A 25,402-nucleotide genomic window follows, 5' to 3' on the forward strand; every position below is an offset into this window, starting at 1 on the left:
GCGGAGAACGGATACGCCATGACGCGCAAGCAGCGACGTATGACCATCATTGGCGGCTCACTCGCCGTGCTCGCGCTCGCCGCCGCGCTGGTGCTCAACGCCCTTCGCGACTCCATCGTGTTCTTCTCCACCCCGACCATGGTCGCCGAGAAGCATGTCGAGCCCGGCAAGCGGTTTCGCCTCGGTGGGCTGGTGCAGCCCGGCTCGCTCCAGCGCGGCGACAATCTCGCGGTGACCTTCGAGGTTGCCGACGGCAACGCCAAGCTGCCGGTGGCCTACAAGGGCATCCTGCCCGACCTGTTCCGCGAGGGGCAGGGCGTCGTCGCCGAAGGCGCGCTCGACGCCAATGGCGTGTTCAAGGCCGATACCGTGCTTGCCAAGCACGACGAGACCTACATGCCCAAGGACGTCGCCGATGCCCTGAAGAAGCAGGGGCACTGGAAGGACGACTACGGCGGCAAGCCTGCTGACAGCGGCAAGTCTTCCAACAGCGGCAAGACGTCCGACGCGGGCAAGCCCGCCGCGACGACCGCGCAGGGCAATCCGCAGGGAGCAGTGCGGTGATCGCAGAATCCGGACATTACGCGCTGGTGCTGGCGCTCGGACTCGCACTAATCCAGTCGATCGTGCCGCTGATCGGCGCGCGCCTGAACGACGCCGCGCTGATGAACGTGGCGCGCTCCACGGCGCTGGCCCAGCTCCTGTTCGTCGGCGCCTCGTTCGTAGCTCTCGTGATGCTGCACGTGAACTCGGACTTCTCCGTCGCCAACGTCTATGAGAACTCCCACTCGATGAAGCCGTTGCTCTACAAGATCACGGGCGTGTGGGGAAACCATGAAGGCTCGATGCTGTTGTGGGTGTCGATCCTCGCCTTGTTCGGCGGGCTGGTCGCGGCGTTCGGCAACAATCTGCCGCTGTCGCTGCGCGCGCACGTGCTCGCGGTCCAGGCCTGGGTCGCCAGCGCCTTCTACCTCTTCATCCTCGTGACCTCGAATCCGTTCCTGCGCATCGCCAATCCGCCGATCGAGGGACGCGATCTCAATCCGGTGCTGCAGGACATCGGTCTCGCCGTGCATCCGCCGATGCTCTATCTCGGCTATGTCGGCTTCTCGATCTCGTTCTCCTTCGCCATCGCGGCGCTGATGGAGGGACGGATCGACGCTGCCTGGGCGCGCTGGGTGCGGCCGTGGACGCTGGTCGCCTGGATCTTCCTGACGCTCGGCATCGCAATGGGCTCGTACTGGGCCTATTACGAGCTCGGCTGGGGCGGCTGGTGGTTCTGGGATCCGGTCGAGAACGCCTCGCTGATGCCGTGGCTCTCCGGCACCGCGCTGCTCCATTCGGCGCTGGTCATGGAGAAGCGCAACGCGCTGAAGGTCTGGACCATCCTGCTGTCGATCCTGACCTTCTCGCTGTCGCTGCTCGGAACCTTCCTGGTGCGTTCGGGCGTCATCACTTCCGTGCACGCCTTCGCCACCGATCCGACCCGCGGCGTGTTCATCCTGCTGATCCTCTGCCTGTTCATCGGCGGCAGCCTGGCGCTGTTCGCGGGCCGCGCCACGTCGTTGAAGCAGGGCGGCCTGTTCGCGCCGATCTCGCGCGAGGGCGCGCTGGTCCTGAACAATCTGCTGCTCACGGTCGCCTGCGCGGTCGTGCTGTTCGGCACGCTGTATCCGCTTGCGATGGAGATGCTCGCCGACTTCAAGATGTCGGTCGGTGCGCCGTTCTACAACCTCACCTTCGCGCCGCTGTTTGCCATGTTGCTGCTTGCCGTTCCGTTCGGGCCGATGCTGGCGTGGAAGCGCGGCGATCTGCTCGGCGTGACGCAGCGCCTGCTCGCTGCCGGCGTCGCCGGGCTCGTGGCCGTCGCCATCGTCTGGGGCTGGGCGCGCGGCGGCAGCGCGCTGGCGCCGCTTGCGATCGGGCTTGGCGTCTTCGTCATCGCCGGCGCCGTGACCGACATCGTCGAACGCACCGGTCTCGTACGGCTGCCGTTCGCGACGGTGCTGCACCGGGCCCGCGGGCTGCCGCGCTCGGCCTGGGGCACGGCGTTCGCGCATGCCGGCCTCGGCGTGGCGCTGATCGGGATCGTGTGCGAGACCACCTGGAACAGCGAATATATCGCGACGATGAAGCAGAACGACGTCGCAGAGATCGCCGGCTTCGACGTCAAGCTCGACGGGTTGCTGCAGCGTCAGGGCCCGAACTACCGCGAGATGATCGCCCAGTTCAACGTCAGCCGCGACGGCCAGCCCCTTAGCGTCATGACGCCCTCCAAGCGCAGCTTCACCACCCGCGGCTCGTCGACCACCGAGGCCGCGCTGCTGACGCGCGGCGCGAGCCAGCTCTACATTTCGCTCGGCGATGCCACGGCCGAGGGCGCCATTGCCGTGCGCATCTACTACAAGCCGATGGTGCTCATGATCTGGTGGGGACCGGTGCTGATGGCGTTCGGCGGCGTGCTGTCGCTGTCCGACCGGCGCCTGCGGGTTGGCGCGCCGAAGCCGGCGCGGGCCAAGCAGCGCTTCCAGCCGGCGGAGTGATCCGATGCTCCGGATGATGGTCGCGTTCATCGCTCTGATGCTGCTGGCCGTGCCCGCGGCTCACGCGGTGCAGCCCGACGAGATCATGGCAGATCCCGCCAAGGAAGCCCGTGCGCGCGAGCTGTCGCGCGAGCTGCGCTGCATGGTCTGCCAGAACCAGTCGATCGACGATTCCGATGCGCCGCTGGCGCGCGACCTGCGGCTGCTGGTGCGCGAGCGCATCGGCGCCGGCGACAGCAATTCGCAGGTGCTCGACTTCCTGGTCGCGCGCTATGGCGAGTTCGTGCTGCTCAAGCCGCGCTTCGAGCGGCAGACCGTGCTGCTGTGGCTGCTCGGGCCGCTGCTGCTGATCGGAGGCGGCGTGGCGCTGTGGCTGCAAATCCGGCGCCGCGCCCGCAGCGGTGTCGATGTACCAGCACCTCCGCTCACGCCCGACGAACAGGCGAAGCTTGCGGCCCTGATGTCGGACGAGGCCAAATCGACGTAGCGACGCGATGTCGTCCTGGTTACGTAGTCTTACGTAGCCCGCCGGCCCGCTGCCGCGTGGTTCATGGTATTTTGACCTTTGTCTGGAAGCTTGTCGCGAGCTTCGATTCCAGACTCTGAGTCCCTCTGATGTTCGCGAACAGCAATCTGACGATCCGCTTCCTGGTTGGTGCCGTCGTCGCTGCACTATTGTTTCTGCTGGGCATCGGCGGCGGCACCGGCTTCATTGCGGTGCTCTATCTGAATAACGAGATCACCAGCCTGTCGTCGGACTTTGCCGCGCTGAGCGGTCCTGCGCGCGATCACGCCATGCAGACCTATCAGCAGGCGCAGGCCGCGTTCTCCTGGTTCCTGGCCGCCTGCGGCGGGATCGCCGTCGTCGCCTCCGCAATCTGCCTCACCACCTGGTTCGCCGTGCGCAACGGCATCCTCAGCCCGCTGGCGGCGATCGTGCATGCCATGCGCGAGGTCGCCGACCAGAAGTTCGAGACACCCGTTCCCGGACTCGGCCGCACCAACGAGATCGGCCTGCTGGCCGGTGCGCTGGAGGTCTTCAAGACCAACGGCATCGAGCGGCGCCACCTCACCGAGCAGCAGCTGCACGAAGCGCAGCACCAGGCCGAGCGATCGAAATTCCTGGACGACCGGATCAAGAGCTTCAACGATCTCGTCGCCAGCGTCGTCGACAGCGTGGCGTCGTCGGCCGTGCATCTGAAGAGCAACGCCGAGACGCTGTCGCGGACGGCCAACGACACCAGCACCAAGGCCAATGCGGTCGCGAGCGCTGCGAACCAGGCCAGCGCCAGCGTGCAGACGGTCGCGGGCTCGGCCGAGGAGATGACGAACTCGATCGTCACGATCAGCCGCCGCGTCACGGACGCGACCCAGCGCGCCGAGGGCGCGGCGTCGCAAGCCGAGAAGAGCCGCGACACCATCCACACGCTGTCGGATGCCGCCGACAAGATCGGCGAGGTCGTCCAGCTCGTGCAGGCGATCGCATCGCAGACCAATCTCCTGGCGCTGAATGCCACCATCGAGGCGGCACGGGCAGGGGAGGCCGGCAAGGGGTTTGCCGTGGTCGCCTCCGAGGTGAAGAATCTGGCGCATCAGACCAGCAAGGCGACGGAGGAGATCACCTCCCATGTCGCCAGCATCCAGGGCATCACCGCGGAGACCCGCGGCGCGATCGACGGCATCTCAAAGACGCTGTCGGAGATCTCCTCGATCATGTCCGGCATCGAGGTCGACACCGCCCAGCAGCGCAACGCCACGCAGGAGATCTCGCGGAGCGCCCAGGACGCCGCGCACGGCACCCTCGACGTCTCCAACCACATCACCCAGATCACCTCGACCTCCGCGGAGACCGGCCGCATGGCCACCGAGGCCAGGGATTCCGCGGTCGACCTGTCGCAGCAGGCCGAAACCTTGAAGCGCGAAGTCGACGAGTTCATCGTCAGCGTCAGGGCCAGCTGAGCGCGTCAAAGCACGCCTGACGCGCCGTCACGGGAACCTGCTTAAGTTGCTGTGAGAGCGCAATTTTCAGCCTGCGCCGAACGGCCGCATCCCAGACCCTCCCTTCATTACAAAAGTTTAACCCCGCCGCCAGCGCGCGGTAAGGCGGGAGCCCCCATCTTCAGGTCGGCAAGGTGCTGGCATCCGGCACCAAATGGATTTCAAGGCCCTGGAGATTTCTGCATGTCCGACCGTATCGACCTCTCGAACCTTCCGTCCTACCGGCAGCCGCGCCGGTCGGTGTTCTCCGCGCGCAGGTTCGCGCTGATGGCCTCGGTGGTCGCCGGTCTCGGCGCGGCCGTCTACGGCTTCAGCCCGTCCACTTCGCCGGCAGATCTGTTCTCCAGCCCGGCGCATGCGCAGGTCAACAACGAGGTCCGCAAGGTCGAACGTCCCATCGGCTTCGCCGATATCGTCGAGCGCGTGAAGCCCTCGGTGATCTCGGTGAAGGTCAACATCAAGGAGAAGACCGCGAGCAACGACGACGGCGACGATTCCTCCTCGCCGTTCCAGCCGGGCTCGCCGATGGAGCGCTTCTTCCGCCGCTTCGGCGGTCCGGATGGCTTCCCGGGCATGAAGGGCGGCCGCGGCCGCGTGGTGCAGGGCCAGGGCTCCGGCTTCTTCATCTCGGCCGACGGCTTTGCCGTGACCAACAACCACGTGGTCGACGGTGCCGACAAGGTCGAGGTCACCACCGACGACGGCAAGACCTACACCGCCAAGGTGATCGGCACCGACCAGCGCACCGACCTTGCCCTGATCAAGGTCGAGGGCAGCTCGAACTTCCCGTTCGCCAAGCTCGCTGACGCCAAGCCGCGGATCGGCGACTGGGTGCTCGCGGTCGGCAACCCCTTCGGCCTCGGCGGCACGGTGACCGCGGGCATCGTCTCGGCGAGCGGCCGCGACATCGGCAACGGTCCCTATGACGATTTCATCCAGATCGACGCGCCCGTGAACAAGGGCAATTCCGGCGGTCCGGCCTTCGACACCAATGGCGAGGTGATGGGCGTCAACACCGCGATCTACTCGCCCTCCGGCGGCAGCGTCGGCATCGCGTTCTCGATTCCCGCGAGCACGGTGAAGAGCGTGGTCGCCCAGCTCAAGGACAAGGGCTCGGTCAGCCGCGGCTGGATCGGCGTGCAAATTCAGCCCGTCACCTCCGACATCGCGGACAGCCTCGGCATGAAGAAGGCCGAGGGCGCGCTGGTCGCGGAGCCGCAGGCCAACGGTCCGGCCGCCAAGGCCGGCATCGAATCCGGCGACGTCATCACCGCGGTCAACGGCGAGACCGTCAAGGACGCCCGCGAGCTTGCCCGCACCATCGGCGGCATGGCGCCCGGCGCGACCGTCAAGCTCAACGTGCTGCACAAGGGCCAGGACAAGGTCGTGAACATGACGCTCGGCCAGTTGCCGAACACGGTCGAGGCCAAGGCCGACAACGACAATGACAGCGGCAAGGGTGCGAGCAAGGGCACCGACGTGCCCAAGCTCGGCATGACGGTTGCGCCCGCAAACTCCGTGGCCGGCGCCGGCAAGGAAGGCGTCGTGGTCACCGAGGTCGATCCGAAGAGCGCCGCGGCCGAACGCGGCTTCAAGGAAGGCGACGTGATTCTCGAAGTCGGCGGCAAGAGCGTGGCGACCGCCGGCGACGTGCGCGAGGCCATCAACACGGCGCGGACCGACAACAAGAACAGCGTCCTGATGCGCGTGAAGAGCGGCGGCCAGTCGCGCTTCGTCGCGGTGCCCCTCGCCAAGGGGTAAGCCTCGGGAAGCCTTGAGATGAAGGGTGTCGCCGGCATCAGTCGCCCCCGCCGCCGGCGCCCTTCGGGGAAGCAGCGTAACGTTCGCTTCCCCCGTCTACCTTCCGGTGGAATTACGCCCCCCTCCGTCGGAAGGCCTAGGGCGGTGAGGTCCCCCCAGCTTCACCGCCCGCCTTTTTCTCCATGCCGGCGTCTCCCACTCGGCTTGCATGCGATAGCCGCTCGCGCCATGTTTAGAGAAGGTTGACCTCCTTGACCGCCGCCGAACGCACGATGCGCCTCCTCATCATCGAAGACGACCGCGAATCCGCCGACTACCTCGTGAAGGCGTTCCGCGAAGTCGGACACATCGCCGACCACGCCGCCGACGGCGAGGAGGGCCTCGCCATGGCCGAGAGCGGCGATTACGACGTGCTGGTGGTGGACCGCATGCTGCCCAAGCGCGACGGCCTGTCGCTGATCGGGATGCTGCGCGACAAGGGCAACACCACGCCGGTGCTGATTCTCTCCGCGCTCGGCCAGGTCGACGACCGCATCAAGGGCCTGCGCGCCGGCGGCGACGACTATCTGCCGAAGCCCTATTCCTTCGCCGAGCTGCTGGCCCGGGTCGAGGTGCTGTCGCGCCGCCGCGGCGGTCCCGCCGAGGACACGCTGTACCGCGTCGGCGATCTCGAGCTCGACCGGCTCTCCCATCGCGTCGCCCGCGGCAAGGACGAGCTGACGCTGCAGCCGCGCGAATTCCGCCTGCTCGAATATCTCATGAAGCATGCCGGCCAGGTGGTGACGCGCACCATGCTGCTGGAGAACGTCTGGGACTATCATTTCGATCCGCAGACCAACGTGATCGACGTGCACATCTCGCGGCTGCGCTCCAAGATCGACAAGGGATTCGAGCGGCCGCTGCTGCACACGATCCGCGGCGCGGGGTACATGATCCGTGACGGCATTCGGTAAACTCGTCCGCACCACGGCATTCCGGCTGACGCTGGTCTATCTGCTGCTGTTCGCGATGTTCGCGGCCTCGCTGCTGGCCTATTTCGCCTGGAATACGCGGCGGCTGATCACCGAGGAAATCACGCAGACGGTCAATGCCGAGACCTCGGAGATCTCCGATCTCTACGACAGGCGCGGCTTGCGCGGCCTGGTGCTCGCGATCGAGTACCGCGCGTTGCGGCCCGGTGCCAACCTCTATCTCGTGACCACGCCGACCGGGCAGGCGATCGCCGGCAATGTCGGCTCGCTCGCGCCCGGCGTGATGGCGACGCGCGGCTGGTCCGAGACCGCCTATCGCCGCATCGAGGATGCCGACGATCGCGACCATCGCGCGCTGGTGCGCGTCACCGAACTCGAGAACGGCTTCCGTCTCCTGATCGGCCGCGACCTTGCCGAACGCCGGCGTCTGTTCGGCATCGTCGCCAAGGCCGCGCAATGGTCTGTCCTCATCGTCGTCGTGCTCGGTCTCGGCGGCGGCATCTTCGTGGCGCGCAGGGTGCTCAGGCGCATCGATGCGATGAGCGGCACGGCGCATCGCATCATGACCGGCGATCTCAGCGAACGCCTGCCGGTCGGGCGCAGCGGCGACGAGCTCGACCGCCTCGCGGAAAACCTCAACGCCATGCTGGAGCGGATCGAGGCGCTGATGGCGGGGCTGAAGGAGGTCTCCGACAACATCGCTCACGATCTCAAGACCCCGCTGACACGGCTGCGCAACCGCGCCGAGGAAGCGTTGGCAAAATCGGGCTGCGAGGCCGACTACCGGGCGGCGCTGGAGCGGACCATCGAGGAATCAGACGGTTTGATCCGCACCTTCAACGCGCTTCTGATGATCGCGCGTGCCGAGTCCGGGCAGGCGCGCGGCAACATGGATGATTTCGACGCCGCCGATGTGGCCAATGGCATCCACGAGCTCTATGAGCCGCTGGCCGAGGACGACGGCATGACCTTGAAGGTCAAGGCCGATCCGACGCCGGTCCACGCCAACCGCGAACTGATCAGCCAGGCGCTCGCCAATCTGGTCGAGAATGCGATCAAATACGGCAAGCCTGTCACACAGACCGGGGGAACCGTGGTCAGCATGGACGCGCGGCCGATCTTGATCGAGGCCAGGCGCGAGGGCGACCAGGTGCTGCTCAGCGTCACCGATCGCGGTCCCGGCATACCCGAGGCCGACCGCGAGCATGCGGTCGAGCGATTCGTTCGCCTGGAAGCGAGCCGCACGCAGCCGGGCTCGGGCCTTGGCCTCAGCCTCGCTTCGGCGGTTGCGACATTGCATGGCGGCGAATTGCGGCTGGGCGACGCTCAGCCGGGCCTCGTCGCCACGCTGGTGCTCCCCGCGCGCCTCCGTGCCGGCGACAGGGTTGCTCCGCCAATACCGGATGTGCCACAGAAGGTGGCATGAACCACTCCGCGCCGGGAAACGCGGACAAGCATGGTGAGAGGCTGGCCGCGCGCTTCGCGGAAGCTCCCCATATTGCCGCTTCCACAACCGACGAACGACGTCTGGAAAGCTGGCTGAGCGAGCTCGAGCCGGCCCAATCGGCCCGTCTCGAGGCGCTGCTGGTCCATCCTTTCGCGCGGGATGTCCTGGCCGGTATCGCGGAATTCTCGCCTTATCTGTTCGATCTGGTGCGCGCCGATGCGTTGCGTCTGGTCCGGCTGCTCGAATGCGACCCGGATGCGCATCTGGCGGCCCTCATCGCGGACGCCAGAGGCGCAGTGCTCGCGGCGGCTGATGAGGCCGAGGTGATGCGGCTGCTACGCCGCATGAAAGCCGAGGCCGCGCTGCTGACCGCCTTGTGCGACATCGGCGGGGTCTGGCCGGTGATGCGGGTGACGGCGGCGCTGACCGACGTCGCGGTGTCCTCGGTGCAGGCGGCGCTCCAATACCTGCTGCGGCAGGAAGCCGCACGTGGCAAGATTTTGCCGCCCAATCCCGAGGCGCCCGAAGAGGGCTGCGGCCTGATCGTGCTCGCCATGGGCAAGATGGGTGCGGGCGAGCTGAACTATTCCAGCGACGTCGATCTCATCGTGTTCTTCGATCCCGATGCGACGACGCTGGCGCCCGATATCGAGCCGCAGCCATTCTTCGTCCGGGTCACGCAGGGGATGGCGCGGATCCTCCAGCAGCGCACCTATGACGGCTATGTGTTCCGCGTCGATCTGCGCCTGCGGCCCGATCCGTCCTCGACGCAGGTGGCGATCTCCAGGGACGCCGCGCTGAACTATTACGAGCGGGAAGGGCGCACCTGGGAGCGCGCCGCGATGATCAAGGCGCGCGCCTGTGCCGGCGATGCCAAGGCGGGCGAGGCGCTGCTGGCCGAGATCGCGCCCTTCGTCTGGCGCAAGCATCTCGACTTCGCCGCGCTCGCCGACGTCCACGACATGAAGCGGCAGATGCAGACCTATCGCGGCCAGAGCGAGGTCGCGGTGGAGGGGCACAACGTCAAGGTCGGCCGCGGCGGCATCCGCGAGATCGAGTTTTTTGCCCAGACCCAGCAATTGATCGCCGGCGGCCGTCATCCGGAATTGCGGGTGCGGCCGACGCTCAGGGCGCTCGACATTCTGGCGTCCAGCAACTGGATCACCGTTGCCGCGCGCGACGAGCTGACCATTGCGTACGAATTCCTGCGCCGGGTCGAGCATCGCCTCCAGATGATCGCCGACGAGCAGACCCATGCGCTGCCCGAAGACAAGGACGCCGTCGAGCGCTTTGCCCGCTTCTTCGGCTATCCGGATCGCGAAGCTTTTGCGGGCGATCTGCTGCGACAGCTCAAGATCGTGCAGGGCCACTACGAGAAGCTGTTCGAGGGCGACGATCCGACCGGCACCGCCAAGCTGCCCACGCTCGACTATGGTGCCGGTCCCGACGATCCGCGGCTGCTCCAGCACCTCGCAACGCTCGGTTTCAAGAAGCCTGCCGCGGTGGCGCAGACCGTGCGCGACTGGGTCACCGGCGACTATCGCGTGTTCCGCAATGAGGCGACGCGTAACGCCTTCATCGAATTCGTGCCGGCCCTGATCGACGGGCTTGCCCATGCCGAGGAGCCGGATCGCGCCGTCGTGGCGTTCGATCAGTTCCTCGGGGCCTTGCAGCGCGGCGGCCGGCTGTTCACGCTGCTCGGCCAGAACCGCGATCTTGTCGCGCTGGTGGCGCTGGTGCTGGGCGCGGCGCCGCGGTTGGGCGAGATGCTGGCGCGGCAGCCGCAGCTGATGGACGGCCTGATCGATCCGCGCTTCTTCGGCGCCATGCCGGACAGGCAGGAATTGTCGGGACGGCTGGCTGCGACCGTGCAGGACGCGGGCTCATATGAAGAATTCCTCGACCGCCTGCGTCTGTTCGGGCAGGAGAGCCTGTTTCTGATCGGCACGCGGATCCTCTCCGGCACCGTCTCCGCGCAGCAGGCGAGCACCGCCTTCGCCGATGTCGCCGAAGGCATCGTCCACACCGTGCATGGCCTCGTCGCCGACCGCTTCGCCGCCCAGCACGGAAGGATCAAGGGGCAGGAGACCGCGATCATCGCGATGGGCCGGCTCGGCAGCCGCGAGATGACGGCCTCGTCCGATCTCGACCTCATCCTGCTCTACGATTTCGACGCCGACCATCCGGACTCCGACGGGCCGAAATCGCTGCAGGGCGCGCATTATTTTGCCCGCCTGACCCAGCGTCTGATCAGCGCGTTCACGACGCGCACCAATTACGGCGTGCTCTACGAGATCGACATGCGGCTGCGTCCCTCGGGCCGCGCCGGTCCCGTCGCTTCGAGCCTGGTCTCATTCGCGGACTACCAGGCCAACGAGGCCTGGACCTGGGAGCACATGGCGCTGACGCGTGCGCGCGTGGTGTCCGGCTCGCCCGAATTCCGGGAACGGATCGAGCACGTCATTCGCGATGTCCTGACCCGCCGCCGCGATCGCGACATCACCGCCAATGACGTTGCCGATATGCGGCGCGCGATCGCCCAGGAGAAGGGCGAGGGCGATTGCTGGGATCTCAAATACGCCGCCGGCGGCATGGTCGATATCGACTTCATCGCGCAATATCTCCAGCTCGTGCACGCGCACGAGATGCCCGAGATCCTCGACGTCGGCACCATGCAGGTGCTCGACAATGCGTGCAGGCTCGGCGTGCTGCCGCAATCGGAGACCGAGATCCTGCGTGCCGCAGCCCGGCTCTATCACGATCTGACGCAGATCCTGCGGCTGTGCGTCAGCGATCGTTTCAAGCCGGAAACCGCCGGCACGGATCTGCAGCGCGTGATGGCGCGCGCCGGCGATGCGCCGGACTTCTCGTCGCTCGAGGCGCGGGTGAAGGAGACGCAGGGCGAGGTGCGGCGGGTGTTCAGGGCGCTGCTGGAAGCGTCGTAGTTTGCTTCAGCGCGGTGAGCGCCTCGCGGACGTCGGGCGCGAGGCCCGCCCCGCCGGCGTCGAGATGCGCGAAGATCGCGCGTTTCATCCGGGGATCCCAGAACTTCTTGATGTGCTCGGCAATCCCCGGCACGGCCTTGCCGTGGCCCTGGCTCTGGAAGAACTTGCCGATCTGGTTGGCCATGTAGATCAGGCGGTCAGGCGACATCGGCAACCTCCGTGGCATGGCGGGCGACGACCCGGTCACCATGCGAAAACACTTCGAACCCGTCCTGGCGGGCAATGGCGACCAGCGTGATGCCGGCGGCTTCCGCGGTGCGGACCGCGAGCGCAGTGGGCGCGGACACCGCGATCATCACCGGCGCGCCGATTGCTGCCGTCTTCTGCACCATCTCGACCGAAACGCGACTGGTCAGCAGCACCATGCCGCAGCTCGCATCCGCGCGGCTGCGTGCCAGGGCGCCGGCGAGCTTGTCGAGCGCGTTGTGGCGGCCGACATCCTCGCGCAACGCGACGATGTTGCCTGATGGGGACCAGAACGCTGCGGCGTGAACGGAGCGGGTCTGCAGGTTGATCGATTGCAGCGGCGCGATCGCCTGCATCGCCGTCATGATCTGTTCGGGCGTGAAGGTCTGCCCCTGCGGCACGACCGCCGCGGGTCGCACCGCCTCGGCAATGGACTCGATGCCGCAGATGCCGCAGCCGGTGGGACCTGCGACGTGGCGACGGCGCTCGCTGATGAGCGCCGCATCTTCCGGTGCGAGCCACATCCTGAGCTCGATGCCGTCGTCGAGGCGAACGATGTCGAGCGACTTGATGTCGTCGACCGACTTGATGATGCCTTCGTCCAGGCTGAAGCCGACGGCAAAATCCTCCAGGTTCTGCGGCGTCCCCATCATGACGGCGTAGGTGCCGCCATTATAGGTCAGCGCCAGCGGCGTCTCCTCCGGGATCAGGCGCACGCCTTCGGACGCGGCGCCGTCGCGCCAGATCTCGCGGTCGATGGCCTGGACGGGCACGTGCATGCCGTTACTCCGCGGCCTCGGCCGGCACGATGCGGCGGGATTGCCGCGCCTGCGCGTCATAGGCCTTCTGCCAGTCGGACGGGCCGTTCGAGGGCGAGACCTGCACCGCCGTGACCTTGTATTCGGGGCAGTTGGTCGCCCAGTCCGAATAGTCGGTCGTGATGACGTTGGCCTGCGTGTCCGGATGGTGGAAGGTGGTGTAGACGACGCCGGGCGCCACGCGATCGGTGATCTCCGCGCGCAGCGTGGTTTCGCCGGCGCGGCTCTTCAGCCGCACCCAGTCGCCGTCGCGCACGCCGCGCTGCTCGGCATCGTGCGGATGGATCTCGAGACGATCCTCGGCATGCCAGACCACGTTCTCGGTGCGCCGCGTCTGCGCGCCGACATTGTACTGGCTGAGGATGCGTCCCGTGGTGAGCAGCAGCGGATAGCGGGGGCCGGTGCGCTCGTCGGTCGCGACATATTCGGTGACGACGAACTTGCCCTTGCCGCGGACGAAGCCGTCGATATGCATCACCGGCGTGCCTTCGGGCGCCTTGTCGTTGCAGGGCCACTGCACCGAGCCGAGCTCGTCGAGCTTGGCATAGGAGACGCCGGCGAAGGTCGGCGTCAGCGCCGCGATCTCGTCCATGATCTCGGAGGGGTGGCTGTAGTTCATCTCGAAGCCCATCGCCTTGGCGAGGCCGATGGTGACCTCCCAGTCGGCCATGCCGTTCTTCGGCGTCATCACCTTGCGCACGCGCTGGATGCGGCGCTCGGCGTTGGTGAAGGTGCCGTCCTTCTCGAGGAAGCTCGAGCCGGGCAGGAAGACGTGGGCGTAGTTCGCGGTCTCGTTCAGGAAGAGGTCGTGGACGATGACGCATTCCATTGCCGACAGCGCCGCCACCACGTGGCTGGTGTTGGGATCGGACTGCAGGATGTCCTCGCCCTGCACGTAGATGCCCATGAACGTGCCTTCGACCGCGGCGTCGAACATGTTGGGAATGCGCAGGCCTGGCTCGGGATTGAGCTTGACGTTCCAGAGCGCCTCGAACTGGTCGCGCACGGCATCGCCGGAGATGTGGCGATAGCCGGGCAGCTCGTGCGGAAACGAGCCCATGTCGCAGGAGCCCTGCACGTTGTTCTGCCCGCGCAGCGGGTTCACGCCGACGCCGGGACGGCCGATGTTGCCTGTCGCCATCGCAAGGTTTGCGATCGCGATCACGGTGGTCGAGCCCTGGCTGTGCTCGGTGACGCCCAGGCCGTAATAGATCGCGCCGTTGCCGCCGGTGGCATAGGTGCGGGCCGCCTCGCGCAGATCCTTCGGATCGACGCCGGTGAGGATGGCGGTGGCTTCCGGGCTGTTGTTCGGCTGGGCGACGAAGGCCGCCCATTCCTCGAACTCGGTCCAGTCGCAGCGCTCGCGCACGAAGGTTTCGTTGACGAGGCCCTCGGTGACGATGACATGCGCGATCGCCGTCATGACAGCGACGTTGGTGCCGGGCATCAGGGGCAGGTGGAGCGCCCTGACGTGCGGCGACTCCACCATTTCGGTGCGGCGCGGATCGATCACGATCAGCTTGGCGCCCTGACGCAGCCGCTTCTTCAGGCGGGAGGCGAACACGGGGTGGGCCGAAGCCGGATTGGCGCCGATGATCACGACGACATCGGTGTCCTCGACCGAGTCGAAATCCTGCGTGCCTGCGGAGGTGCCGAAGGTGGTGGCAAGGCCGTAGCCGGTCGGGGAATGGCAGACGCGGGCGCAGGTGTCGACGTTGTTGTTGCCGAAGCCGGCGCGGATCAGCTTTTGCACCAGATAGGTTTCCTCGTTGGTGCAGCGCGAGGAGGTGATGCCGCCGATGGCGTCGCGGCCGTATTTTTTCTGGATGCCGCGCATCTTCGCGGCGGCAAACGAGAACGCCTCATCCCAGGACACTTCCTTCCAGGGATCCTCGATCCGATCGCGGATCATCGGCTTGAGAATGCGTTCCTTGTGGTTGGTGTAACCCCAGGCGAAGCGGCCCTTGACGCAGGAATGGCCGCGATTGGCCTTGCCGTCCTTGTACGGCACCATGCGCACGACTTCCTCGCCGCGCATCTCGGCCTTGAAGGCGCAGCCGACGCCGCAATAGGCGCAGGTGGTGACGACCGAATGCTCGGGCTGGCCGATCTCGATCACGGATTTTTCGGTCAGCGTCGCGGTCGGGCAGGCCTGCACGCAGGCGCCGCAGGAGACGCATTCCGAGCCGAGGAAGCTCTCGCTCATGCCGGGCGAGACGCGGCTGTCGAAGCCGCGGCCGGCGATGGTCAGCGCGAAAGTACCTTGTACCTCCTCGCAGGCGCGGACGCAGCGCGAGCAGACGATGCATTTGGAGGGATCGTAGGTGAAGTACGGGTTGGACTCGTCCTTCGGCATCCAGTGGTCGTTGTCGCAGCCGTGGCTCTTGGCGAAGACGTGGTTCTCGCCCTCATAGCCGTAGCGCACGTCGCGCAGGCCCACGGCGCCGGCCATGTCCTGCAATTCGCAATCGCCGTTGGCGCCGCAGGTGAGGCAGTCGAGCGGGTGGTCGGAGATGTAGAGCTCCATCACGCCCTTGCGCAGCTTCTTCAGCCGCTCGCTCTGGGTATGCACGACGAGACCGGGCATCACGGGGGTGGTGCAGGACGCCGGCGTGCCGGCGCGGCCCTCGATCTCGACGAGGCAGAGACGGCAGGAGCCGAACGCGTCGACCATGTCGGTTGCGCAGAGCTTCGGGATCTGGTGGCCCGCGTCCATCGCGGCGCGCATGATCGAGGTGCCCTCGGGCACGGTGACCTCATTGCCGTCGATGGTCAGCGTCACCATCGTCTCCGATTTCGAGCGCGGCGTGCCGTAGTCGATTTCTTCGATCAGAGACATCGTCGTTCTCCTATTCCGCGGCCTGAAGCGTGCTCGGGGCCGGGACGAAATCCTCCCGGAAGTGCTTCAATGCGCTGAGCACCGGGTAGGGCGTGAAGCCGCCGAGTGCACAGAGCGAGCCGAATTTCATGGTGTTGCAGAGGTCTTCGACGAGCGCGATGTTCTCATGGACGCGCTCGCCGTTGATGATCTTCTCGATGGTCTCGACGCCGCGGGTCGAGCCGATGCGGCACGGCGTGCACTTGCCGCAGGATTCGATCGCGCAGAACTCCATCGCGAAGCGCGCCTGCTTGCGCATGTCGACGCTATCGTCGAACACGACGATGCCGCCATGACCGATCAGGCCGTCGCGCGCGGCGAAGGCCTCATAGTCGAACGGCGTGTCGAACAGGGCGCGGGGGAAATAGGCACCGAGCGGCCCGCCGACCTGAACGGCGCGAACGGGGCGGCCGGTGAACGTGCCGCCGCCGATGTCGTCGACGAGCTCGCCGAGCGTCACGCCGAAGGCCGTCTCGAACAGCCCGCCATGGCGGATGTTGCCGGCGAGTTGGATCGGCATCGTGCCGCGCGAGCGGCCCATGCCGAAATCGGCATAGGCCTTGGCGCCCTCGGCGAGGATGAAGGGGGCGGCCGCGAACGACAGCACGTTGTTGATGACGGTGGGCTTGCCGAACAGACCATGATGCGCCGGCAGCGGCGGTTTTGCACGCACGACGCCGCGGCGGCCTTCGAGGCTCTCCAGCAGCGAGGTCTCCTCGCCGCAGACATAGGCGCCGGCGCCGACGCGCACCTCGAGATCGAAGCTGTAGCTCGAGCCGCCGATCTGGCTTCCGAGATAGCCGCCGCGTCTCGCCGCCAGGATGGCGGCGTTCATCGCCTCGATGGCATGTGGATATTCGCTGCGGGTATAGATGTAGCCCTTGGTCGCGCCGACGGTGATTCCGGCGATGGTCATGCCTTCGATCACCAGGAAGGGGTCGCCTTCCATGATCATGCGGTCGGCGAAGGTGCCGCTGTCGCCCTCGTCGGCGTTGCAGACGATGAACTTGCGGTCGGCCTTGGCCTGCGCGACGGTCTTCCACTTGATGCCGGTCGGAAAGCCCGCGCCGCCGCGGCCGCGCAGGCCGGACGCCGTGACTTCTTTGAGGATCGCGTCAGGTCCGAGCGAGACTGCGCGCTCAAACCCCTTGTAGCCGCCATGAGCGCGGTAGTCGTCGAGCGAGCGCGGATCAATCACGCCGCAGCGGGCGAAGGTGAGACGGGTCTGGCGCTTCAGCCAGGGAATCTCGTCGGTCGCCCCCAGCCGCAGCAGATGCGGTGTGTTGTTTTGGAGCGAATCGAGCAGGGACGGGACATCGGCTTCGGTCACCGGACCGAAGGCGATGCGGCCCTGCGGCGTCGCCACCTCGACCAGCGGCTCCAGCCAGTACATGCCGCGCGAGCCGGTCCTGACGATCTCGATCGCCACGCCGCGCGTGGCTGCTGCCTGCACCAGCGCCAGAGCAACTTCGTCGGCACCGACGGCGATCGCGCCGGCATCACGTGAGACGAACAGACGCAGGCTCATCGCTGTGCCTCCGCAACCAGCGCATCGAGGCGCCTCTGGTCGAGCCGGCCGATCAGGCGACCGTCGAGCATTGCGGACGGTGCGGTCGCACACAGGCCGAGGCAGTAGATCGGCTCCAGCGTGACGCGATCATCGGGCGTGGTGCTGCCGAGCGACACGCCGAGCTTTGCTTCTGCACGCGCCGCCAGCGCATCGCCGCCCGCGGCCTGGCAGGCCTCGGCGCGGCACAGTTTCAGCACATGGCGGCCGGCCGGCTTGTGGCGGAAATCATGGTAGAATGTGAAGACGCCATGCACCTCGGCGCGCGACAGATTGAGCGCCTGCGCCACCATGGGAATGGCCGCCTCCGGCACGTAGCCGAACGCCTCCTGGATCGCGTGCAGGATGACCAGCGTCGCGCCCTCCTGGTTGGCGTGTTCGGCGATGATCTCGGCGCCGCGCGTCTCGTTCCAAGGCTCAAAAGCCGCTGTCATTCTTCGTTCTCAACCTGAGCGTTCCCTCGGCGCAAACTAGTTGGAATCATTCGAAGATCAATAAAGCTGTCCCGTGCTGCGATTGCGGATTCCGATCGATTTGCAACCGCAATGGATCGATATGGATTGGCAATGAAAGTTGGATCGGCTGCTCGGTTTTTGCGTGTTGGTGCAGGCCCGGCATGCTAGCTTGCATGCCAGGCGAGAATTCGAGGGGACGACCGGTTGATCGACAAGCTTGAACTATTGCTGGCGCTGGCGAAGGAACGGCATTTCGGACGCGCGGCGGAAGTCTGTGGCGTGACGCAGCCGACGATGTCGACCGGGCTCAAGCAGCTCGAGGAAATTCTCGGCGTGATGCTGGTTCAGCGCGGGTCCCGTTTCCAGGGTTTTACCCCCGAAGGGGAGCGGGCACTGGACTGGGCGCGGCGGATCGTCGGCGATGCCCGCGCGATGCGTGACGAGATCAACGGGCTGAAGCATCAGCTCTCCGGCGAGATCCGCATTGCGGCGATCCCGACCGTGCTCGGCATGGTGGCCGCGCTGACGACGCCGTTCCGCGCCCGGCATCCCGACGTGCGCTTCCGCATCCAGTCCACCACCTCGTCCGAGGTGCTGGGGCTTCTGGAAAATCTCGAGGTCGATGCGGGGCTGACCTATATCGAGAACGAGCCGATCGGCAAGGTGCGCACCATTCCGCTCTACAACGAGAGCTATCGTCTCCTGACCGCGCCGGATGCGATGTTCGGCGACCGCGAGACGGTGACGTGGGAGGAGGTCGGGCAGGTGCCGCTATGCCTGCTGACGCCCGACATGCAGAACCGTCGCATCATCGACCGCGCGCTGCGCTCGGTCGGCGCGGAGGCGACGCCGACATTGACCTCGAACTCGCTGCTCGTGCTGTTCACGCATGTGAAGACGGGGCGCTGGGCGAGCGTGATGCCGGCCAAGCTTGCCGAGACGCTCGGCCTCTCGGACACCGTCCGCTCGATCCCGATCACCGATCCCGATGTCAATTACAGCATCGGCATGGTGATCCCGCAGCGCGATCCGATGACGCCGCTGATCGCGGCGCTGGTCAACGTCGCGCGCGAAGTCGCGCCGACGCTGCAGCTGTAGGGATCATGCCGCGGCCGAGACTCCGGGCGTGGCCTTGATCGCGTCGCGCGGCAGGGTCACGCGGACGACGGTGCCGACCTCGAGCTTGGAGCGCAGCCGCATCGAGCCGCCGTGGAGCTGCGCCAGCGAGCGGGCGATGGCAAGGCCCAGGCCCGAGCCGTGATAGGTCTTGGTGAGCTGGCTCTCGACCTGCTCGAACGGACGGCCGAGCCGCGCCAGCGAATGCGGCGCGATGCCTATGCCGGTGTCGGCGATCATCAGCACGATCCTGTCGTCGAGCTGCCGGCTGCGCACCACGACGCGTCCGCCGTCGGGCGTGAACTTCACGGCGTTGGACAGCAGGTTGACGATGATCTGCTTGGCGGCGCGGCGGTCGGCGACGACGGAGATGGACTTTGCGATGTCGGCATCGAGCGTGATGTGCTTGTCCTGAGCCCGGCCGGTGACGACGCGCAGGGATTCCGCCAGCGTTCGCGACAGGTCGAGCTGTTCCATGTCGAGCTTCATGCGGCCGGCCTCGATCTTGGACATGTCGAGGATGTCGTTGATGACCTCGAGCAGATAGTGGCCGCTGGTCAGGATGTCCTGGCAATATTCCTGGTACTTCTCGCTGCCGAGCTCGCCGAACATGCCTGAGCCCATGATCTCGGAGAAGCCGATGATGGCGTTGAGCGGCGTGCGCAGCTCGTGGCTCATATTGGCGAGGAATTTCGACTTGGTCTGGTTGGCTTCCTCGGCGCGGGTCTTCTCGCGCTGATATTTCTCGGCGAGATCGGCGAGCTCGACCGCCTGGCGCTCCAGCGCGGCCTGCGACCGCTTCAGGTCGATGACGGTGGCGCGCAGGCGCAGATCGTTGTCGACCAGCTTCTGCTCGTGCTCCTTGATGCGGGTGATGTCGGTGCCGACCGAGACGTAGCCGCCGTCCTTGGTGCGGCGCTCGCTGATGTGCAGCCAGTTGCCGTCGTCGAGCTGCGCCTCGAAGGTGCGCGCGCCGGGTCCGACGCTCGCAGTCTCGTTGTGACGGGTGCGCACCTCCGGCATGCGGCCGACCTCGAGCACGGTCTCGTAGGAGGTGCCGGGGATGACTGCGCTGTCGGGCAGCTTGTGCAGGCGCTGGAAGTGCGAGTTGCAGAGCACGAGGCGGTCGCTCGCATCCCACAGCACGAAGGCTTCCGGAATGGTTTCGATCGCGTCGCGCAGGCGCAGGTCGGCTTCGACGGTGCGCTCGGCGAGGCTCTTCTGCTCGGTGATGTCGACGGCGATGCCGATCAGATGCACGCTGGAATCGGTCGCCCCGCGGGTCTTTTCGCAGCGGACGCGGAGCCAGATCCAGTGGCCGTCGACATGCTGCATGCGGAAGGTCCGGTCGATGTGGTCGATCTTCTCGGAGATGAGCTGATCGGCGATCGCGAACAGGTCGATGTCGTCTGACTTCACCAGCGCGTTGACCTCGCCGAAGGTGAGGAGCTCGTTGCGGCCGTCGAGACCGAGCATCGAGAACATCGATTGCGACCAGAAGATCCGGCCGCGCGACAGGTCCCAGTCCCAGAGACCGCAGCGGCCGCGGTTGAGCGCGGTGTCGATCCGGCCGCGCACGGCGTCGTTGATGAGGTCGCCCTCGCGGGCGCGGGTGGACTGCCAGTGGAAGGCGAAGCCGAGGATCAGGACGACGAAGCCTGTCGTTGCCGACAGCGTCACGGAGAGCGCGGCGTCGGAGCCCCAGATCGGCTCGTTGCGCTCCTGGATCACGGTGACGAAGCCCGGCAGCGACTTGATCTGCCGTGAGGTCGCCATCGCGGCGTTGCCGTTCGGCAGCGTCATGTCGGAGATGTTGCCGTCGCGCGTCGGCGCCGCGAGCAGTTGCGCCGTCGTGATGGCGTCGAGCAGGCGGTCATTGCCCGAGGGATCGCTGTCGACGGGGATGCGGGCGAGGACCCTGCGGTCGATGCCGGCCGAGGTGACGATGACGTGGCGGCCCGAGGCCGTTCCCCAGGACGGGATCAGGTCGGGCAGCAGCGCCGGCAGGCGCTCGATGTTCTTGAGCCGTTCCTGCCGTGAGGTGGTGAGGCGGTCGACGCGTTCGGCGAGCAGATCGGCGAGCGCGGAGATGTCGTGGCGGATCACCAGCCGCTTCTGGCGCGTCTGATCGACGACCTGCACGAACGCGCCGAGGCAGATCGTGATCAGGAACGCGATGATGAGCGTCGGCACGGCGCGACGAAGCGCCGGCTCTGCGATCAAGAGCCGATGATAGGCAGGTTTCGCGATCGATTGCGCCAATCCTTTGATCGAATCGGATTGGACGCACGCGTTCGCGGCGTCTGCACGCGACATGCCTTCGGCCCCCTGAAAACCAGCTTGCAACTGAAGTCCGGAAGCAGCCCCACATCGCTTCCGAATCACAGCGATTTGAATCCAGTTTTCGCGGGGTGTCGAGAGTCAATGAATCGTTAACGCGAAATTATTCTTATCCAACGCGCAGTTTGCGCAGTGTGCGTCCGCAAACTCACGGGCAGGAGGAGTCCGAAACGAGAACGTGTGACTCCTCGCACATTCTTCGTCGCTTCTGCTCCGTCACGCGCGCGGCGGTTCGGCGTGGCTGATCACGCGCTTCACGCTCGGGAATGCGTGCCGCAGCGCGCGCTCGATCGCGTCGACATGCTCGTGCACCTTGATCACGCTCATCGATGGGGTCGCGCGGCAGTGGAAGTTGACGATCTCGCCGGCATCGGTGTTGCGGACGCGGACATTATGGATGTCGTGGATCTCGCCGCCCGCGGCATATTCCGCCAGCGCGGTGGCGATGGTCCGCACCCGGTCCGGCGTGGCATCGACCCCGAACGGAAGTTCCGGTTCCAATGGCTCGATATGGACGTCGACCTCGACGTCCTCGCCGAACTCCTCCTGGATGTTGCGCTCCAGCGTGTTGGCGATGTCGTGCGCGGCGTCGAGCTGCATTCCGCCGTCGACCTCGAGGTCGATGCTGACGATCAGCTTGCTGCCGAGGTCATGCACCGTGACGTGGTGGACGGCGAGGCCCGAATTGTGTGCGATCACCATGATGCGGTCGCGGACGGTCTCGTTGTCGCGCGCGACGGGTACCGGGGTGAAGGTCAGATCGGCATCGCCAAACGCCTTGTCGACGGCGGCATGCGCCTTGCGCTTGATCTCCTCGACCCGGTCGATCGGATAGGTTCGCGGCACCTTTGCGATGGTGTCGATGAACGTGGTCGCTCCGACCATGCGCACGCGCAGGCGTTCGACGTCGATCACCCCGGGCACGCTGCGGATCGCGGCCGTGGCCTTCTCCTGCGCGCCCTCCGGGGCGCGGTCGACCAGCGTCTGCACGGTCGAGCCGGCCATGCGCAGGCCGAGAGCTGCGATCATCACCGCGACCGCGGCAGCCGCCGCGGCATCGCCCCACCAGAAGCCGAGGGCGGCGAGGATCAAGCCGACGATCACGGCGAACGAGCCCATCACGTCGGAGGCGAAATGCAGCGCGTCGGCCGCCAGCGCCTGGCTCCGCGTCGCGCGCGCGGCGCGGTGCAGGGCGCGCGCGCGCCAGAGATTGACGACGATGTCGATCACCAGCACGACGAAGGGCACGGCCGAGATGGTCGGCGGCGGGGTTCCCTCGCTCAGCCGGCTGTAGGACTCGACCAAAATGCCGCCGGCGAGCACGTAGAGCAGGGCGGTGACGCCGAGCGCCGAGATGCTCTCCAGCTTGCCGTGGCCGTAATGGTGCTCGTCGTCCGCCGGCTTGTCCGACACCCGCACCACCGCCCAGGTGATGATGGTGGCGACGAGATCGATCGAGGAGTGCAAGGCCTCGGAGATCAGCGCGAGCGAGCCGATCGCGATGCCGACCGCGAATTTGGCCGCCGCCATGCCGCCGCTGGCGAAGATCGAGATGGCCGCGACCGATGTCTTATTGTGCTGGGTGCTCATGGCGGGGATTTAGCAGCCCGGCGCAGGACATCAAGCGATGATCCACAGCCGTAGTCGCGAGTGAGTTGCAGGAGCGGGGGCTTCTTCGACCAGTCATTCCGGGGCGCCGAAGGCGAACCCGGAATCTCGAGCTTCCGGGTTCGATGCTTCGCATCGCCCCGGAATGACGGTTATTCCTCACGCTCCCTGCCACAAGCGTGGTCTCGCAGAGTGGGCAAAGGCGCGATAGCGCCGTGCCCACGAATCTTTCGTGATGGATAAAGATCGTGGGCACGCTTCGCTTTGCTCACCCTACGAGACCTAAGGCGTGGATGGCCGGGTCAAGCCCGGCCATGACGACCGATAGAGCGGCGCCTTACAGCGTCACCACGATCTTGCCGAGGTGCTTGTTCGCTTCCATGTGCGCGAACGCCTGGTCGATGTCGTCGAATGCAAAGACCTTGTCGATCGGCAGCTGCAGCTTTCGCGATTCCACCGCGCCCCAGATGTCCTTGCGGACCTCGGCGAAGATCTCGCGGACCTCCTCGATGGTGCGGGTGCGGAAGGTGACGCCGACATAGTCGATGCGGCGCGCCGCGTGCAGATCGAAGTTGAAGTCGGCATGGGTGCCGCCGAGCCGGCCGACATTGACGATGCGGCCCAGGACCTTCGTTGCGGCGAGGTTCTGGCTGGCGACCTTGCCGGAGACCTGGTCGACGATGAGGTCGACGCCTTCGCCGTTCGTCGCCGCCAGCACCTGGTCGACCCATTTGGGATCGGAGCTGTCGACCGCGAGATCGGCGCCGTACTCCTTGAGCCGGCCGCGCCTGTAGGCATCGGTGGAGGAGCCGATCACGAGCCTGGCGCCCTTCAGCTTGGCGATCTGCATCGCCATCAGGCCGACGCCGGAGCTCGCGCCCTGGATCAGCACGCTCTGGCCGGGCTGGAGGCCGCCGACGGTGACGACGGCATTGTGCATGGTCGCGAGTGCGACGGGCAGGGTGGCCGCCTCCTCGAAATTCATGTTCGAGGGCGCGTGGAACAGCCGGCCATGATCGGCCAGCGTGTATTCGGCAAACGCCGCGCCGCCCGAGCCCATGATGCGGTCGCCGATCTTGACGCCCTTCGCATCCGGTCCGAGCTCGGCGACCTCGCCGGCCCATTCCATGCCGAGCACGGTGCCGACGCCGCCGGCCGCTCCGTGCGCGTGGCCCTTGCGCATGCCGGTGTCGGCGCGGTTGAGGCCGCAGGCGCGCACCTTGACGAGGACCTGCGTGCCCCTGGGTTTTGGTTGAGCGACGTCGGAAATCCGAGCGCCCTCAGGACCGTAGACGTAAGCCTTCATGAATTGCTCTCGCTTCTTGCAGTGATTACTCGGCAGCTTGCACGCTCGGTTGAACGATCATGCCTTCGAGCCGGCTGCGGATGATGGCTTCCGCCTCACGCACGATGCGCGAGATCAGCTCGCCGCAGGTCGGGATGTCCTGGATCAGGCCCTGGACTTGGCCGGCCGACCAGATGCCCTCGTCGGAATTGCCGGTCGCGTACACCATCTTGCCGCGGGCGCCCGCGACGAGCTCGCGGATGTCGTCGAACTTGGCGCCTTCCTTCTCCATGGCGACGACCCTGGTCGAGATCTCGTTCCTGGCGACGCGCGAGGTGTTGCGCATGGTGCGGAAGATCAGCTCGGTCTCGCGCTCGTCATTGGCGACGATCTTCTCCTTGATGAGCTGGTGGATCGGGCTTTCCTTGGTCGCCATGAAGCGCGTGCCCATGTTGATGCCCTCGGCCCCCAGCGCCAGGGCGGCGACGAGGCCGCGGGCGTCGGCGAAGCCGCCCGAGGCGATCATGGGAATCTTGACCTTGTTGGCGGCGGCCGGAATCAGGATCAGGCCGGGCGTGTCGTCCTCGCCGGGGTGGCCGGCGCATTCGAATCCGTCGATCGAGATGGCGTCGACGCCCATGCGCTCGGCCGAGAGCGCGTGGCGCACGCTGGTGCATTTGTGCACGACCTTGACGCCGTGCTTCTTGAACTCGTCGACATGCTCCTGCGGCTTGTTGCCGGCGGTCTCGACCACCTTGATGCCGGCCTCGATGATGGCGGCGCGATACTCGGCGTAAGGCGGCGGCTTGATCGCGGGCAGGATGGTGAGGTTGACGCCGAACGGCTTGTCGGTGAGGTCGCGGCAGCGCGCGATCTCGCGGGTCAGGTCCTCCGGCGTCGGCTGCGTCAGCGCCGTGATGAAGCCGAGCGCGCCGGCATTGGCGACGGCGGCAACCAGCTCGGCGCGCCCGACCCATTGCATGCCGCCCTGGACGATCGGGTGCTCGACGCCGACGAGTTTTGTGAACCGTGTCTGCAGCATGATGTGTTTCCCCCGGCTGTTGCGGCGCTCTGTTATCAGTTGATGGCAGCAGGATGCCGCCGGGGGTGGCAAATGTCTATTGCGCCGGCGTGCGGTGGAGGCGGGGTGTCATGCGGGCGGCGAGGGGATTCCGCAGGGCGGATAATTTGCGTTTCCAGTCGCATTTCCATCGCGGACACAGCTTCTCGCTCTCGCGGCATGTTTCGCCCGAGCTTTGCTTGGTGCGGCGCCCTTATCGGGACAAGGGCGCAGGGAAGGCCGGGCGCCGGCGGCACCCGCGATCCGTGCGCGAAAAGATGCACACGGGGTGGACCACAGGTGTTGCCGGTCGCCCGGCCTTCCCTGCGCGAATGGTTTTAACGGTGTCCTTCGTGCTCTCCTC

At 66.5% G+C, this 25,402-nt stretch carries 18 protein-coding genes; 9 read left to right on the forward strand and 9 right to left on the reverse strand.

The features are described from left to right. Window positions 1-18: 18 nt before the first annotated feature. The 8 genes from ccmE (at window position 19) to UNPF46_RS21925 (ending at window position 11,665) form a co-directional block, all read left to right on the forward strand. Window positions 19-564: a cytochrome c maturation protein CcmE gene (gene ccmE, locus UNPF46_RS21890; RefSeq protein WP_100181169.1), complete on the forward strand. Its 546-nt coding sequence runs from the start codon at window positions 19-21 to the stop codon at window positions 562-564. Next, entirely contained in the window at window positions 561-2,543 is a 1,983-nt protein-coding gene (locus tag UNPF46_RS21895) for a heme lyase CcmF/NrfE family subunit (RefSeq protein ID WP_142251387.1), read from the forward strand. The genes ccmE and UNPF46_RS21895 overlap by 4 nt, the downstream gene beginning before the upstream one ends. A 4-nt stretch (window positions 2,544-2,547) precedes the next feature. After that, complete coding sequence (locus UNPF46_RS21900) at window positions 2,548-3,030, forward strand: cytochrome c-type biogenesis protein (RefSeq protein ID WP_142251388.1); 483 nt, start codon at window positions 2,548-2,550, stop codon at window positions 3,028-3,030. A gap of 128 nt (window positions 3,031-3,158) precedes the next feature. After that, complete coding sequence (locus UNPF46_RS21905; protein ID WP_142251389.1) at window positions 3,159-4,502, forward strand: methyl-accepting chemotaxis protein; 1,344 nt, start codon at window positions 3,159-3,161, stop codon at window positions 4,500-4,502. 222 nt (window positions 4,503-4,724) lie between these two features. Continuing rightward, window positions 4,725-6,302 (forward strand): Do family serine endopeptidase, encoded by a 1,578-nt coding sequence (locus UNPF46_RS21910; RefSeq protein WP_142251390.1) that lies wholly within the window; start codon window positions 4,725-4,727, stop codon window positions 6,300-6,302. A 272-nt stretch (window positions 6,303-6,574) separates the two neighbouring features. Beyond that, window positions 6,575-7,255 carry a response regulator transcription factor gene (locus UNPF46_RS21915; protein WP_100181168.1) on the forward strand — a complete coding sequence of 227 codons (681 nt, stop codon included), beginning with the start codon at window positions 6,575-6,577 and terminating at the stop codon, window positions 7,253-7,255. Then, a complete protein-coding gene (locus UNPF46_RS21920; RefSeq protein WP_142251391.1) occupies window positions 7,239-8,699 on the forward strand; it encodes a sensor histidine kinase in 1,461 nt (486 codons plus the stop codon). The genes UNPF46_RS21915 and UNPF46_RS21920 overlap by 17 nt, the downstream gene beginning before the upstream one ends. Beyond that, window positions 8,696-11,665 (forward strand): bifunctional [glutamine synthetase] adenylyltransferase/[glutamine synthetase]-adenylyl-L-tyrosine phosphorylase, encoded by a 2,970-nt coding sequence (locus tag UNPF46_RS21925; protein WP_142251392.1) that lies wholly within the window; start codon window positions 8,696-8,698, stop codon window positions 11,663-11,665. Before UNPF46_RS21920 ends, UNPF46_RS21925 begins: the two co-directional genes overlap by 4 nt. Here the strand turns inward: UNPF46_RS21925 and UNPF46_RS21930 are convergent. Genes UNPF46_RS21930 through UNPF46_RS21950 form a run of 5 tightly spaced genes read right to left on the reverse strand, consistent with a single transcriptional unit; the run spans window position 11,640 to window position 17,608 of the window. Continuing rightward, window positions 11,640-11,873, reverse strand: coding sequence for a formate dehydrogenase subunit delta (locus tag UNPF46_RS21930; protein WP_174718931.1), 234 nt, complete (start codon window positions 11,871-11,873; stop codon window positions 11,640-11,642). The genes UNPF46_RS21925 and UNPF46_RS21930 overlap by 26 nt on opposite strands. Beyond that, window positions 11,863-12,690 carry a formate dehydrogenase accessory sulfurtransferase FdhD gene (gene fdhD, locus UNPF46_RS21935; protein WP_142251393.1) on the reverse strand — a complete coding sequence of 276 codons (828 nt, stop codon included), beginning with the start codon at window positions 12,688-12,690 and terminating at the stop codon, window positions 11,863-11,865. Before fdhD ends, UNPF46_RS21930 begins: the two co-directional genes overlap by 11 nt. 4 nt (window positions 12,691-12,694) lie before the next feature. Then, on the reverse strand, window positions 12,695-15,568 hold the full coding sequence (fdhF, locus tag UNPF46_RS21940) for a formate dehydrogenase subunit alpha (protein WP_142251394.1): 2,874 nt from the start codon (window positions 15,566-15,568) through the stop codon (window positions 12,695-12,697). 10 nt (window positions 15,569-15,578) lie between these two features. Beyond that, the gene (locus UNPF46_RS21945) at window positions 15,579-17,135 is read right to left on the reverse strand and encodes a formate dehydrogenase beta subunit (protein ID WP_142251395.1); all 1,557 of its coding nucleotides are present in this window, start codon (window positions 17,133-17,135) and stop codon (window positions 15,579-15,581) included. Continuing rightward, entirely contained in the window at window positions 17,132-17,608 is a 477-nt protein-coding gene (locus UNPF46_RS21950; protein ID WP_142251396.1) for a formate dehydrogenase subunit gamma, read from the reverse strand. The genes UNPF46_RS21945 and UNPF46_RS21950 overlap by 4 nt, the downstream gene beginning before the upstream one ends. 225 nt (window positions 17,609-17,833) lie before the next feature. Between UNPF46_RS21950 and UNPF46_RS21955 the strand changes: the two genes are divergently transcribed. Then, window positions 17,834-18,727, forward strand: coding sequence for a LysR family transcriptional regulator (locus UNPF46_RS21955; protein WP_100177312.1), 894 nt, complete (start codon window positions 17,834-17,836; stop codon window positions 18,725-18,727). A 3-nt stretch (window positions 18,728-18,730) separates the two neighbouring features. Here the strand turns inward: UNPF46_RS21955 and UNPF46_RS21960 are convergent, their stop codons facing one another. The 4 genes from UNPF46_RS21960 to UNPF46_RS21975 form a co-directional block, all read right to left on the reverse strand. Then, window positions 18,731-21,061, reverse strand: coding sequence for a PAS domain-containing sensor histidine kinase (locus tag UNPF46_RS21960; RefSeq protein ID WP_100177311.1), 2,331 nt, complete (start codon window positions 21,059-21,061; stop codon window positions 18,731-18,733). A gap of 240 nt (window positions 21,062-21,301) precedes the next feature. Further along, window positions 21,302-22,675, reverse strand: a complete 1,374-nt coding sequence (locus UNPF46_RS21965) for a cation-efflux pump (protein ID WP_142251397.1) — start codon at window positions 22,673-22,675, stop codon at window positions 21,302-21,304. Between the two features lie 355 nt (window positions 22,676-23,030). Then, window positions 23,031-23,999 carry a zinc-binding dehydrogenase gene (locus UNPF46_RS21970; protein ID WP_142251398.1) on the reverse strand — a complete coding sequence of 323 codons (969 nt, stop codon included), beginning with the start codon at window positions 23,997-23,999 and terminating at the stop codon, window positions 23,031-23,033. 25 nt (window positions 24,000-24,024) lie between these two features. Continuing rightward, on the reverse strand, window positions 24,025-25,056 hold the full coding sequence (locus UNPF46_RS21975) for an NAD(P)H-dependent flavin oxidoreductase (protein WP_349628175.1): 1,032 nt from the start codon (window positions 25,054-25,056) through the stop codon (window positions 24,025-24,027). Between the last annotated feature and the right edge of the window lie 346 nt (window positions 25,057-25,402).

The organism is Bradyrhizobium sp. UNPF46, assembly GCF_006658625.1.
GTDB lineage: Bacteria > Pseudomonadota > Alphaproteobacteria > Rhizobiales > Xanthobacteraceae > Bradyrhizobium > Bradyrhizobium nitroreducens.

Bases quoted from the DNA above. Each gene is read 5' to 3' on its own strand.
- UNPF46_RS21965 (WP_142251397.1), bottom strand. From the start codon at position 22,675: ATGAGCACCCAGCACAATAAGACATCGGTCGCGGCCATCTCGATCTTC.
- UNPF46_RS21925 (WP_142251392.1), top strand. From the start codon at position 8,696: ATGAACCACTCCGCGCCGGGAAACGCGGACAAGCATGGTGAGAGGCTG.
- UNPF46_RS21905 (WP_142251389.1), top strand. From the start codon at position 3,159: ATGTTCGCGAACAGCAATCTGACGATCCGCTTCCTGGTTGGTGCCGTC.
- fdhF (WP_142251394.1), bottom strand. From the start codon at position 15,568: ATGTCTCTGATCGAAGAAATCGACTACGGCACGCCGCGCTCGAAATCG.
- UNPF46_RS21950 (WP_142251396.1), bottom strand. From the start codon at position 17,608: ATGACAGCGGCTTTTGAGCCTTGGAACGAGACGCGCGGCGCCGAGATC.
- UNPF46_RS21900 (WP_142251388.1), top strand. From the start codon at position 2,548: ATGCTCCGGATGATGGTCGCGTTCATCGCTCTGATGCTGCTGGCCGTG.
- UNPF46_RS21930 (WP_174718931.1), bottom strand. From the start codon at position 11,873: ATGTCGCCTGACCGCCTGATCTACATGGCCAACCAGATCGGCAAGTTC.
- ccmE (WP_100181169.1), top strand. From the start codon at position 19: ATGACGCGCAAGCAGCGACGTATGACCATCATTGGCGGCTCACTCGCC.
- UNPF46_RS21945 (WP_142251395.1), bottom strand. From the start codon at position 17,135: ATGAGCCTGCGTCTGTTCGTCTCACGTGATGCCGGCGCGATCGCCGTC.
- UNPF46_RS21910 (WP_142251390.1), top strand. From the start codon at position 4,725: ATGTCCGACCGTATCGACCTCTCGAACCTTCCGTCCTACCGGCAGCCG.
- fdhD (WP_142251393.1), bottom strand. From the start codon at position 12,690: ATGCACGTGCCCGTCCAGGCCATCGACCGCGAGATCTGGCGCGACGGC.
- UNPF46_RS21915 (WP_100181168.1), top strand. From the start codon at position 6,575: ATGCGCCTCCTCATCATCGAAGACGACCGCGAATCCGCCGACTACCTC.
- UNPF46_RS21960 (WP_100177311.1), bottom strand. From the start codon at position 21,061: ATGTCGCGTGCAGACGCCGCGAACGCGTGCGTCCAATCCGATTCGATC.
- UNPF46_RS21970 (WP_142251398.1), bottom strand. From the start codon at position 23,999: ATGAAGGCTTACGTCTACGGTCCTGAGGGCGCTCGGATTTCCGACGTC.